The following is a 12139-nucleotide window of genomic DNA, read 5'->3' as shown; positions in this document are numbered from 1 at the left end:
CTTTACGCACCTAGGTTCGGACTGCTCGACGTCTGGACTGGGATCCGGTCGGCAATCGACCACGCCTCTGCCCTGCGGCCGGTGCGGGGGAGCGCCTGGGGGAGCGCCTGTTCACTGCTCCAGCGCGGCTAGGACGATGGCGTCGGCCATGGCCCGGTATCCAGCGGGGCCGGGGAGGATGTGGGTCGCCCATGTGCAGCTCCTCCCGGATGCGATCGGTGCCGTCGGGGTCCTCCGATGGCCGCCCTTGCGGTCGAATTCGCGCAAGGCCGCCTTCCTCGACCAGCCCCTCGCGAGCCGTGCAGGCCCCTTTGCCCGATAGCGAGGTTCCCCGCCCAAGCCTCGGCCCACCGACGCGCCAGTTGACCAGTTCCGCGTGCTACCGCGGTTCGCGGTTGAACAGTGATTTCGACCAGAAGTAGCCGAGGACTGCCAGGCCCAGGCACCAGGCCAGTGTGAGCCACCCGTTGTGTCCGATCTCGCCTCCGAGCAGCAGACCGCGCAGAGTCTCGATGGCCGGCGTGAACGGCTGGTACTCGGCGACCGGCTGGAACCAGCCCGGCATCGCGTCGACCGGGACGAAGGCGCTGGAGATGAACGGCAGGATCACCAGCGGCACCGCGTTGTTGCCCGCCGCCTCGCCGTTCGGGCTGGCCGTCCCCACCGCGATCGCCATCCAGGTGAACGCCAGGGCGACCAGTGTCAGCAGCACGAAGGCCGCGAGCCACTCCAGGACGGTGGCGTCCGCCGACCGGAACCCGATGGCCACGGCGACGGCACCGACCAGGGTCACGCTGATCATCGACCGCAGCACGCTGCCGGCCACATGCCCGATGAGGACCGAACCGCGATGGATCGCCATCGTACGGAAGCGGGCCATGATGCCAGCCGCGTCAGCCAGTGACCGGCTGCCTTGGCGATGCCCTGGGCCTGTGGTCTGCCCCTCGACGCCTGGGGCAATCTCGAGTAGGCACTTCCGGCCGCACACTCGTCCGGCGGTTCCTCTCCCGCGGTGGTATGCCGTTTCGGCCGCTGGCGCAACCCTCGTTCGCCCCAAGCGGCATGAGTCCCCCTGGCTGTAGGCGAGCTCCAAGCTGAGCTCAGGGAGGCAAGGAAGCTTCGTCCCGTGAGGTGAGCCCCCTTGGCTTGCCGTTCTGTACAGCCAGGCTGCCTCGCTTCCCTCGTCGCGACAGGCAGTCTCTCCTGGGTTCCGTGGTGGAGACCAAGCGTCGATCAGTGCCTCCACCACGTCGACTCCACTGCTCGACCATTCAGACCATGACGGATCTTTCACGACCGCTCAATACGCAGCGATGTCGCCCGGACCAGGTGATCACCGATCAGCTTCGGCCCAAGGCGGAGACCCCTTCTTGAGCGAAGGGTCAACGATGCCCACAGTCCGGCGGCGGACAGCGAGGCACCCGGGCCCGTCAGCAGCAATACGCCCGCCAGTGTCGGCAACGCCACCGCGAGGTGCTCCAACGGACGGGACAGGGCGATTGACACGGCGAGCGGTCCGAGCAGTTCCACGGTCGCGGCCACGCAGATCAGCAGACGGCTGATGGCCTGGAAATACGTCACGTTCATGGCCGCGAGGAGCAGGCCGAGAGGAATCACCGCACGCCACTGCGAGCGAGTCCACGGAAGCTCGACTCCAGCAACCAGACGGAGAACGCCGCGTCGACACACCCGACAGGGTGCGGTGAGTGTGAGGCCACTCGCGCGCGGCGCCGGCCTCTGGACAGCTGCCCGAGGTCCGCACCGGCAACGCGCCGGGCAAGCCGGGACGATCCTGCGGAGGCTCTCCCCAGCCTCGGCCCGCAGCTCCATCATCGGTTCACGGCAGTGGGGATGAACAGCGGTCAGTGTCCAGCGTGTCCCAGCCGAGGGCCACGTCGTCCACGAGGTGCCGGGACCGAGCCTCGACGGCCCGTGCAAAGCGCTGCTGGTCCGGAGCTGCCCCAGCGAGCCGTAGCGCTGTCCGAGTGGCAGGGCTGGTCCGAGTGGGTGAATCTGGTGGAGGTGCGTGCGCTCCTGCGGCGGCGCGGCCGCCAGTCAGGCTGGCGGAGGGGAAGGAACACTTCAGCATGCAATCGTTCGCACGAATCGTGTCGGGCGGTCTGGCAGTAGTCGCGGTGCTGGGGGTGTCGGCTCTTACTGCGTTGTCCGCCCCCGGGAGCGTAGAAGCGGCGCCCGGCAAGTATTGCGGATCGGACACCGTCCGCGGGCTCGCCGTGTTCGGCAGCGCAGACATGTCGTGTTCCACCGCTCTTGAGGTCGCCAATGGCTATCAAGCACGCAGTGCGAGTGGCTCCGCCGTAACCGTCCATGTAGGCGGTGCCGCATGGCGCTGCCAAGAGCAGCAGGGTGACCCAAATCCCTTCGGCAAGTGCGTAGCAACCGCCGACTCGAGCCGGTGGGTTGAACTCAGGTCGTAGTGTCTCGTTCACTCATAGTGCGAGGTTTCCCATGATGTCTGTACGCTTGGTCGTCGGCGCGGCCACGGCCGCCCTGGTCGTCGCTCTGTCCTCGGCAGCACACGCGGCGCCAGTCGTCGCGCAAGGCGACTGTGCCAAGGCTCAAGCGGTCGCCGAAATGGCGGAGAAGGACTACGAAGACATGGTGAAGTGGTACAAGGACCTCGTCGCTCAAGGTGGGCACCCGGGCGTCGTCGGCGATGAGGCGGTGGCCGACGCCAAGGCCGATCGCGACAGGACGGCATCTCAGGCCCAGCGCATCTGCGGCGCCTGACTCACCCTGGGGCGAGATCGAAGGTCCTCACACGCGCCGACCGAGCCTGCTGACACCGCCGGCCGCAGCAACTGGGGGCACGACGCTCGTTCGTGCGGCCTACTCGCCGAGGAGTTCCCCGTCGGTGCCGTACTTCCGTGGTCTCACCGGCTGGTCTCCGTGCCGGGCTGTACGTCGTCGCCGGCAACTGCTCGGCGGGGACATCGCAGCTTGCGGCCACGGCGCGGACGTTACTCGTGGGTGAGGGCAGCACCGCGCTTGGCCGCCTAACTGGAGGCGGGGCCGGGCGCAGCGTCGCGAGTTGTGAGCCACCGTGCCACGGTTTTGAGGTAGCCCGGAGCAAAACAGGACCCGTCGTCCACCTGGACGCGGTGATCAGAGCCGGGGAAGACTTCGACGGTCAGAGTCGCATGAGGGTGGCGTTCGGCATGACCTGCCGCCGCGCTGAACAAGCCGATGCTCTCGGCGACCGGCACGACTGGGTCGGCTGCACCGAAGAGGGCCAGGTGCGGGCAGCTCAGACGTCGCGCATCGCGCAGTGGATCGTGGTCCTGCTTGCGCTTGAGGAATTCCCAGAGACTGGGGTCCAGCTCTCCCCACAACCTGCCCGGCCAAGAAGGATTCCCCGCTGCGGCAACGAGCCCTTCAAGCTCTTCAAAGCTCGCATCGCGTCGCCCAGCCTCCATGAGGCTGTCATACAGATCGAGCGCCCTGCTCAGCGTCCGCTCCGTATGTGGGGAAGGTCCCGCTCGCACAATGTTGGCCAGCTCGTGACGCTCCTGAACCGCCGGGGTGACTCCGGGGCAGCCGCTGGTAACCACCCACGGCAGATCTTCCCGGCCGGCGGTGGCCCGCAAAGCCACCCACCCGCCCTCGCTGTGGCCGAACATCCCGACCCTGGTGCTCTGCACCTCCGGCTGTGCGCGCAGGAAAGTGAGCGCAGCCGCGGCATCGGCAGCGAAGTCCTCCAATGTGGCCTTGCGCCAGTCCCCTGACGAGGTACCCACACCACGCTTGTCGTACGACAGCACGGCGAAGCCCGCGTCCACGAGATGCTGACGCAACGGCGGAAAGTAGGTGTCGTTGTCCCGATCGGCAGGGCCGGAACCACCGATCAGGACGATCCCGGGCACGGCAGCTGCTCCCCGGCGGGGGAAGGCAACGGATCCGGTCAGGTTCACCGCGCCGTTGGCAAAGGTGACTTCGTTGGCCATGGGTTCGCTCATCGCCGAAATGGTACGACCGATGTCCGAAGAGATCGCGTTGACGGATACGGGCGCAGTGGAGCCTGGTCAGCCTCGATGACGTCGACGATGGCCTTGGACGCCTTCACCTGATCCCCTGGCTGGTGGCCGCCCTTCCGCGCCAGTGCCTCGCGCACCGCTCCCGCACCGACGGCGTAGTCCTGAATAGCGGAAGGCTCGACCTGGATGCTGAGGCCGCTGAGGAAGTCCGTGCGAAATCCGCCCGGTTCCACGAGCGTGACACGCACGCCGAGCGGCGCCAACTCTCCGTGCGGCGCCTCGGAGATGCCCTCCAGGGCAAACTTCGACGCGCCGTACATGCTGGAGCTGGGGTCAGGACAGCGGCACCGGGGCCGAAGTCCTCGGCGACATCACCGGCAGGCGCGTCGTCGATCTGGGCGCCGGGGCCGCTCGGCACGCCGCCCACCTGGCCGTCCACCACCAGCCCGCCCGAGTCGTTGCCCTCGACGCCTCGCCCGCCCAGCACGCCATGGCCGCCGGCCTGTACGGCCACCTCGCCCCGCGGCTGCGCCTGATCCAAGCAGACGTGACCCGGTACCTGCGGGGCACCAGCGACACCTACGACGTGCTCTACAGCGTCTTCGGCGCCGTCGACTTCGTCGAACCGCACGAACTGCTGCCGGCGGCGGCTGCGGCGCTGCGGCCCGGCGGGCGGATCGTGTTCTCCACTCTCGCTCACCGTCTTGGCGGCGAGTCCGCTCACCCCGACGTCCAGCACACCGACATCGGCGCGAAGACACCGGACGGCGCCGCGGCAACCATGCGCCGCTGGGTGCTCCAGGAGCAGGTGTGGACGCAGCTCCTTGATGGGGCCGGGTTCACCCGGATCAGCGCCGAGGTACTGCCGGGTGCGGTGGGCCCGCGTGCCGCCGACACGCTGCTCGTGACCGCGTTCCGCACGCTTGCCGAAGGTCGTCCGGCAGGTGATTGCGAGCCCGCCGACGGTGGCCTCAGGTGCTGAGGTCGGCCGTGAAGGGCGTCGTCTGCCAGTGGTCGACCGTGGGTTTGAGGTACCGCATGAGTTCGGGGAGCTGCGGGACCAGGGTGAGTGTGGCGATGACCCGCAGCATGACCAGGGCGTTGACGAAGGCGAGGACCTCGTCGTCGAGTGGCCTGGTGCCGTTGTGTCGTGCGCCGCGGTTGTAGGCGGCCTCGTGCTCGGGTCCGAGCCCGGCCAGGTCCCATTCGACGGGCCCCAGTGTGACGAGTTCGAAGTCGGCGAAGAGGCCGCCGTCCACCGCGTTGAAGACGTTGGCGGGTGGGGAGTCGCCGTGGATGGGCTGGAGGTCGGCGCGGGGGAACCGGGTCTCGAAGGCGCTCCGTGAGCGTACGAGGGGTTCGAGGAGCTGCCATTCGCGGCGGGCCCGGTCCAGCTCGGCGGCTCCGATCAGCTCGGGATGCCGGTCGAGCACGGCGAGGCTGTCCGCGATGAACTGCGGGTCGGCCGCGGACAGGAACTCCAGGCGGCGGCCGGGGTAGGCGCGCAGGGCCGCGTGCAGGTCGGCGACGCTCTCGGCGTTCGCGACGTAGTCGGGTTCTTTGTCCCGGGCCTCCTCGACGTACGGCCAGAAAGTCATCGAGAACCCGTCGCGCTGCACGGGTTCGCGCGGCACGAGCGGACTGGGCGCGATCACCGGGGTGTTGTGGTCGGCCAGCCATCGTGTGACGTCCAGCTCGTCCTGCTGGCGGCGGGCGATGGCGGCCAGGTCGTCCGGGCGGGGGAGGACGGTGGGGATTCGGGCCACGACCGGCGAGGGGGCCAGGTGGACGACGACCGAGAAGAGGTCGTGGAGCACAGCGGGTTCGGTGACGGTCAGGTCGAGCCCACGCCCGGCCGCGACGGCCGCCTCGACGGCGTCGGAGGTGCGGTCTGCCTGCTGTCGTGGTGTCAGGAAGGTGGTCATGGATCCCTGGTTCCCGTGGATTGACGGTCGGTGAGCGGTTCGGGGCGCTGCCGCTGACGGTGATCTCGAGCGGGCCAAGCCGGGTCAGCGTCTGCGGCCGGCGCGCAGTGCCAGGTGCTCGGCTGCGAAGTGCGCGCGGAACTCGCGATCGTGCGAGACCGCGACAACCGCTCCCGGGTACGCCGCGAGTGCGGCTTGCAGGTCCTCGGCCAGGTCGAGTGCGATGTGGTTGGTCGGCTCGTCGAGGACGAGAAGGTCCGCGGGCCGGGTCACCAGGGTCGCGATCTGCAGTCGCCGCTGCTGCCCCACGGACAGGGCGGCAACAGGGACGTGCAGGTCCTGTTCGCGGAACAGACCCAGGGACAGGAGCTGTTCGGCGTACTCCTCCGGCAGCCCGGGCCGCCCGGCGGCGAACGCGGCGAGCAGCGGCAGCCGCGTGGCGTGCGTGGGCAGTTCCTGGGCGAGGTAGCCGATCCGGGCGGGGCGGCGCGCCGTACCGGCGTCCTGCCGCAGGTCGCCCGCCAGGACGCGGAGCAGCGTCGTCTTGCCCGCGCCGTTCTCGCCCGTGACAAGGAGGCGTCCTCCGGGCTCGATCGTCAGGAGCCCGTCCAGGCGCAGCCGTTCCCCGACCCGTACGTTGTCGAGTTCGGCGAGGGGGCCCTGGGCCGGGCCGCCGAGCGCCGACGACAGCGCCGTCGTGAACCGGAGCGGTACGGGCGGCTTCGCCACCGGGTTGCGCCGCAGCCGGTCCAAGCGCTCCCGCACCGAGCGCACCTGTCCGCCGAGCTTCGCCTCGCTGGAGCGGCGGTGCTTGCCGAAGCCCTGCTTCGGGTCGCGGCCGGTGGTGGCCAGCCGTCTGCCCGCGGCTTCCAGCAACTCCTGCGCGCGGGCCACCTCCTCGACCCAGTCCGCGTACCGCTGCTCCGCGCCGTGCCGGGCGGCGGCTTTCGCGGCGCGATAGCCGGCCCAGCCGTCGCCGTACCGGCGCACGGTGCACTCGTCCCGGTCGACCTCCAGGATTGTGGTGGCGATGCGCTCCAGGAAGCCGCGGTCGTGGGTGACCGCGACGACGGTGCCGCGGTGTGCGCGCAGGTGTTCCTCCAGCCAGCGCACGGCCGTCGCGTCGAGGTGGTTCGTCGGTTCGTCCAGGAGCAGCAGTTCGGGAGCGGCGGCCAGGACGCAGGCGAGGGCGAGGCGCGACTGCTCGCCGCCGGAGAGTGAGCCGAGCGGGCGCTCCCGGGTGATCCCCGCCAGCCCGAGCCCGTGCATGGCGACGTCCACACGGGCGTCCGCCTCGTATCCGCCGCGTTCCTCGTAAGCGGTCAGCAGCTCGCCATACACGGCAAGCTCCTCGTCCGACGCGTCGGCGAGTGACTCCTCCGCGGCACGGAGCCTTCGCTCCATGTCGCGCAGCTCGGTCAGAGCGAGGTCGACGGCGTCCTGCACGGTGCGGTCCGCGTCGAGGTCGAGGGTCTGGGCGAGATGGCCGGTCCCGCCGGGAAAGCGGACGGTGATCTCCCCGGCGTCCGGCGGCTCGGCGGCGGCGAGCAGCCGCAGCAAGGTGGACTTGCCGGAGCCGTTCTCACCGATGACCGCGGCCTTCTCGCCCGGCCGGACGGTGAAGGAGACCTGGTCGAGGACCATCCGGGTGCCGTAGGACTTGGTGACGGACCTCACGGACAACTGTGCTACGGCGGGGACGGTGGTGGGCAGGACGGTACGAGCGCGGTCGCGCATAGGTCTTTCCCAGGGCATGCGAGGGGGTCAGCGGGCGGCAGAAACGGCGGCATGGGCCGGGCCCGGACTCAGACGAAGAAGAGGAAAGCCATGCCCCCCACTATACGAGACGGCTCGTCTCGTCGCAATGCGTGTGGAGCGCGAGGTCCGTGATCCGCAGCACCCGCCCCTTGAGGCCATTCGTCCAGGGCAGGGACACGCGACATGCGTTCGTGCGTAGAGTGACGGACCATGGCGGCATTACGGAGAAGTGACGTCCTGGAGGCGTCGCTGGCTCGGGTGTTCACGAGTGCCGGCAAGGTGGCCGGCGCGGGGTTCCTGGTCGCGGAGGACCTGTTGTGCACCTGCGCGCACACCGTCGGCGGGGCGGAACCGCCGGACGAGCCCGTCGAGTTCGACTTCCCCCTGATCAAGGGCCGTCCACGGATGCGCGCGACCGTGGCCTCCTGGCGGCCGGGCGGTGCCGATGTCGCGTTGCTGCGGCTCGACGGGCCGGTCGAGGGCGCTCGGCCCGCGCCGCTGATCGACGGTGCGGGGGTGTGGGGGCACGGATTCCGCACGATGGGGTTCCCGGCCGGCGCCGGCCAGGGCCTCTGGGCCTACGGGACGTTGCGCGCCGGGCAGGGCGCCGGCTGGGTGCAGATGGAGGCGGACGAGCCGGGACCGCCCATCGCGAAGGGCTTCAGCGGGGGGCCGGTCTGGGACGACACGAAGAACGGTGTCGTCGGTATGACGGTCGCCGCCGATCTGAGCACGCGCACCGCGTACCTGTTGCCGTCGGCCGATCTCATCGACGAGGAGACGCTGGAGCCGCGCTGCCCGTTCCAGGGCCTGACCGCGTTCACCGAGGAGACGGCGGAGTTCTTCCACGGCCGGGACGCCGACACCGAGCGGCTGCTCGCCGCCGTGCGCGGGCGTCCCCTGACGCTGGTGACCGGACCGTCGGGCTGCGGCAAATCCTCCGTCGTCCGCGCCGGTGTGCTGAGCGCCCTGCGGGCGGCCGGGGCGGAGGTGACGGAGCTGCGCGCGGAGCCCCGGGTGCCGCCGGCCGCGGTCGTCGCGCACGTGCTGGCCGGAGTACTGGAACCGGAGCTGGGCGAGGTCGACCGTCTCGCCGCGGCGGAGAAGCTGACGGGGCTGCTCGGCTCGGGCCAGGGAGTGACCGCCGGACTGCGGGCCCGTGTGCTGGCCCGGAGCGGAGGGGCACGGCATCTGCTGTTCGTGGACCAGTTCGAGGAGTACGCAGCCGCCGAACCCGACGCGGGCCGGGATCTGTTCGCCCTGCTGGCCGGCCTGGCGGGCGGGGAGCTGCGGGTCGTGGCGACGGCCCGCCCCGATTCGCTCGACGCGCTGATCACGGCGGACGCCTCCGAACTGGTCAGCGACGCCGTCGAGTTCCTCGCGCCTCTCACCGCCGAGAACCTTGAACAGGCGGTGACCGGGCCGGTCGACGCCATGCCCGGGCTGTGGTTCGAAGCGGGCCTGCCGGAGCGGATCGTCGCGGACGCGGGGGCCGAACCCGGCCGGATGCCGCTCGTTCAGTTCGCGCTGACCGAGCTGTGGCGGCTCCGTGACCGCGCCATGCTCACCCACGCGGCGTACGACGGTCTGGGCGGTGTCACGGGCGCCCTCGTCCACTACGCCGACCAGGCCTACGAGAACCTGTCGGCGTCCGACAAGCCCCTCGCCCGGCGGCTCTTCGTACAGCTCGCCCGCCCGGGCAACGGCGGCGCCTTCACCCGCAGGCCCGCCCGCACCACCGACCTCGCCCCGGAACTCGTCGCGCTCGCGCGCGGGCTGGCGCCGGACAAGCTCGTCGTGCTCTCCCGCGCGTCGGGCGGCGAGGAGGGCGAGGAGATCGTCGACCTGGCGCACGAGGCGCTGACCGTGCACTGGCCTCTGTTGCGGGGCTGGCTCGCCGAGTCCCGTGACTTCCGGCTGTGGCAGGAACAGATACGCGCCGACCTGGCCCGGTGGCGGTCCCAGCAGCACGAGCCCGAGCGGCTGCTCGGCGGCACGGATCTGGCCGAGGCCGAACGCCGGCTGGCCACGCACCCCGACCCCGACGACATCCCCGAAGCCGAGCGGGAGTACATCCGCCTCAGCGGACGGCACGTACGGCGCCGCGCCCGGCTGTGGCGGACCGCCAGGGCGGGGCTGGCGGTACTGACGGTCCTCGCGGTCGTCCTGGCGGTCACCACGTATCAGAATCTCCAGCGGGCCAACGAGCAGCTCCGCACCCAGGCGGCGGGTCTCCTGGCCGTGGCCGCGGACGACCGCCCGCCCAACGACCCCGGCGGTGCGCTCCAGTTGGCCCTTGCCGCCTGGCACGCGGGGGACACCCCCCGCACCCGGCAGGCGCTGCTGAACCAGTACGTGCGGGCGCAGTACGTCACCGGCACCTATCCCTCTCTGTGGGACGGCAGCGTCGGCAGTCTGTCCGCGAGCGAGGACGGCCGGGTGCTGGTGGTGGAGTCGGAGGCGTCGGACGGCGAACGTTCGACGCTCACCGTGATCACCGGTGCCCTGGACGGTAAGCCCCGAGCGAGGAAGCTGAGCGACGTGCCCGAGGGGAAACTGCGCATCGCGGTCAGCCCCGACGGCCGGTTCGTCGCGGCCGCCGCCGGCGCGGAGGGCGTGCGCCTGTGGCGGACGACGACCGAGGACGGCGCGACCCGCCCGGCGACGCTGGAGCCGGGGCCCCTGGCAGTCGACGGGCAGCTCTCGGCGAGCCTGGACTTCAGCGGAGACAGCGAACGGCTGCTGCTGGCCATCGAAGCCCTGGACGGGTGCGTCACCGATGGAGACCGGTGCAGTCCGGCCGTCGTCGCCGTGTGGGACGGCTTCGGCGACGGAACGACGGCGGTTCACCGGCTCGCGATCGCGCACGGCGCGGACGAGGTGGCCTTCACCGCCGACGCCGACGCGGTGGCGGTGCTCAACACGATGGTGCCGGGCGGCAGCGTCGTCGAGGTGCGGGACGTGGCGTCCGGGGACCAGCTGTACTCCCGGCGGGTGGCCGACTCGGGCCTGGAGGCCGGCCTGCGGGCAGGCGGCGGGATCGTCGCCCACGTCGACAACGGCAGGGCGCTGGAGCTCGACCGCACCTGGACCGGGAAGGCACTGGAGCTCGGCCGGACACCGGGACGGTCCTACGAACTGCCGGTCGGCGGGCACCTCGCCGACGCCACCGGCCGCTACACCGTCGAGTACCTCAACCTCGACACCGCGATGCTCAAAGGGCTGGGCTACCAGGAACAGGTGTTGACCGACGCACGCACCGGCCGCACCTACCTCACCCGGATTCCGTACTCGGGTGACCCGACCGTGTTCGGATCGGGGGTCGCCGCCGTCCCGGCGAAGGGGGGCGGGCTGACGGTGCTGGCCGCCGTGGGCTCGACCCTGGTTCAGGCCCGGGCCGAGCCGGTCGGCAGCCACCGTTTCCACTCCACCAGCTCGGCGACCGCGGAGGCTGCGTCTCCTGACGGGCGGTACTACGCCCGGGCCCAGGAGGGCCGGCTCGCGGTCCTGGACACCTCCCGCGAGCGCTTGCGGTCGGCCCCCCTTCCCGAACCGGTCACCGGTCAGTCGGCGGACTGGGAAGTCACCTGGACCGCCGACTCCCGACGCCTCGTGCTGTGGGACCGGGAGGGCGGGCTGTACTGGTCGTACGCGACGGCCGACCTCAGCCGGCGGCCCGTGGCCCTGGACGCCACCTTGCCGGACTTCGAGTACCTCCAGGGCGTGGTCGCCGTCGGCGGCAGCGCCGTCGCCGCGCTCACCGACGAGGGCGAGCTGGCGCGGCTCGACGCCGCCGACGGAGAAGTGACGACCCAGCCGTTCTCGGTGCGTCGGGGCGCGGCGGACGACGAGACCCTGGACGACGTCTTCCTCGGTTACCAGTTCGTGGCACGGCCCGGGCATCCCGGACAGGTCGCGACCGTCACGACCGGTGGCGCCGGGCGCGGTGAGATCCGGCTGTGGGACCTGCGTGAACCCCGGCTGGTCAGCACCCTGCGGGGCGCGCCCGTCAACTCCCTCGACCAGTCGTTGACCGACGGGACGTACAGCGACGCGCTCGCTTTCGACCCCACCGGCCGGCACCTCGCGGTCGTCAACACCGACGGTCAGACCCGGGTCTGGGACGTGGCGGGCCGCAAGCAGTCCACCCACGGCATTCCGCGGCCGACGGGCGACAAACTCGTCGGCCTGACCCGCGACGAGTACGTCCTCGCCGTGCGGGACGGACGACTGCACTTCGCCCGCCTCGACGGCGACGGCTTCTCGGTCCCGTACGTCCCCGGCTCCGTACGTCTCGACGGGCACCGGCTGATCGTCGAATCCGGTGTCCTGCGGCAGGACCTCGACCTGCGCCCCGAGACGCAGTTCCGCGCCCTGTGCGAGGCCGCCGGACGCGACTACACCGGTGCCGAGCGCGCGCTGCTGCCCGACGGCACGCCCGAGGAGCCGCCCTGTTCCTGA

The 12139-nt window shown here is 71.0% G+C and carries 7 protein-coding genes and 2 pseudogenes; 3 read left to right on the top strand and 6 right to left on the bottom strand.

The window, feature by feature from the left end; translation table 11 throughout:
* Positions 1-379: 379 nt before the first annotated feature.
* Both ACFC1X_RS17630 and ACFC1X_RS17625 read right to left on the bottom strand, forming a co-directional pair.
* A pseudogene (locus tag ACFC1X_RS17630) lies at positions 380-886 on the bottom strand (ABC transporter permease); the annotation flags it as partial.
* A gap of 404 nt (positions 887-1290) precedes the next feature.
* Positions 1291-1587, bottom strand: a complete 297-nt coding sequence (locus ACFC1X_RS17625) for a hypothetical protein (RefSeq protein WP_376354466.1) — start codon at positions 1585-1587, stop codon at positions 1291-1293.
* A gap of 882 nt (positions 1588-2469) precedes the next feature.
* On the opposite strand from ACFC1X_RS17625, the gene ACFC1X_RS17620 reads away from it, so the two are divergent.
* Positions 2470-2751 (top strand): hypothetical protein, encoded by a 282-nt coding sequence (locus tag ACFC1X_RS17620; RefSeq protein WP_376354464.1) that lies wholly within the window; start codon positions 2470-2472, stop codon positions 2749-2751.
* A 266-nt stretch (positions 2752-3017) separates the two neighbouring features.
* On the opposite strand, the gene ACFC1X_RS17615 is transcribed toward ACFC1X_RS17620, so the two are convergent.
* Complete coding sequence (locus ACFC1X_RS17615; protein WP_376354461.1) at positions 3018-3977, bottom strand: alpha/beta hydrolase family protein; 960 nt, start codon at positions 3975-3977, stop codon at positions 3018-3020.
* Positions 3974-4315 (bottom strand): SDR family NAD(P)-dependent oxidoreductase, encoded by a 342-nt coding sequence (locus ACFC1X_RS17610; RefSeq protein WP_376354458.1) that lies wholly within the window; start codon positions 4313-4315, stop codon positions 3974-3976. The genes ACFC1X_RS17615 and ACFC1X_RS17610 overlap by 4 nt, the downstream gene beginning before the upstream one ends.
* A 2-nt stretch (positions 4316-4317) precedes the next feature.
* Between ACFC1X_RS17610 and ACFC1X_RS17605 the strand changes: the two are divergent.
* Positions 4318-4977: pseudogene (locus ACFC1X_RS17605) on the top strand (class I SAM-dependent methyltransferase); the annotation flags it as partial.
* On the opposite strand, the gene ACFC1X_RS17600 reads toward ACFC1X_RS17605, so the two are convergent.
* Entirely contained in the window at positions 4967-5920 is a 954-nt protein-coding gene (locus ACFC1X_RS17600; protein ID WP_376354456.1) for an aminoglycoside phosphotransferase family protein, read from the bottom strand. The pseudogene ACFC1X_RS17605 and the gene ACFC1X_RS17600 sit on opposite strands and share 11 nt — an antisense overlap.
* Before the next feature lie 84 nt (positions 5921-6004).
* The gene (abc-f, locus tag ACFC1X_RS17595) at positions 6005-7657 is read right to left on the bottom strand and encodes a ribosomal protection-like ABC-F family protein (protein WP_376354453.1); all 1653 of its coding nucleotides are present in this window, start codon (positions 7655-7657) and stop codon (positions 6005-6007) included.
* Positions 7658-7888: 231 nt separating this feature from the next.
* Between abc-f and ACFC1X_RS17590 the strand changes: the two genes are divergently transcribed.
* Complete coding sequence (locus ACFC1X_RS17590) at positions 7889-12139, top strand: trypsin-like peptidase domain-containing protein (RefSeq protein ID WP_376354451.1); 4251 nt, start codon at positions 7889-7891, stop codon at positions 12137-12139.

Origin of the sequence: Streptomyces sp. NPDC056128 (assembly GCF_042263835.1) — a bacterium.
Classification (GTDB): Bacteria; Actinomycetota; Actinomycetes; order Streptomycetales; family Streptomycetaceae; genus Streptomyces.
Note: the sequence above shows the minus strand (reverse complement) of the source record. Positions and strands in the feature narration are given on the sequence as shown.

Excerpts from the sequence above, each read along its gene's own strand:
- ACFC1X_RS17600 (WP_376354456.1), bottom strand. The coding sequence starts at position 5,920 with ATGACCACCTTCCTGACACCACGACAGCAGGCAGACCGCACCTCCGAC.
- ACFC1X_RS17590 (WP_376354451.1), top strand. The coding sequence starts at position 7,889 with ATGGCGGCATTACGGAGAAGTGACGTCCTGGAGGCGTCGCTGGCTCGG.
- ACFC1X_RS17615 (WP_376354461.1), bottom strand. The coding sequence starts at position 3,977 with ATGAGCGAACCCATGGCCAACGAAGTCACCTTTGCCAACGGCGCGGTG.
- ACFC1X_RS17620 (WP_376354464.1), top strand. The coding sequence starts at position 2,470 with ATGATGTCTGTACGCTTGGTCGTCGGCGCGGCCACGGCCGCCCTGGTC.
- abc-f (WP_376354453.1), bottom strand. The coding sequence starts at position 7,657 with ATGCGCGACCGCGCTCGTACCGTCCTGCCCACCACCGTCCCCGCCGTA.
- ACFC1X_RS17610 (WP_376354458.1), bottom strand. The coding sequence starts at position 4,315 with ATGTACGGCGCGTCGAAGTTTGCCCTGGAGGGCATCTCCGAGGCGCCG.
- ACFC1X_RS17625 (WP_376354466.1), bottom strand. The coding sequence starts at position 1,587 with ATGAACGTGACGTATTTCCAGGCCATCAGCCGTCTGCTGATCTGCGTG.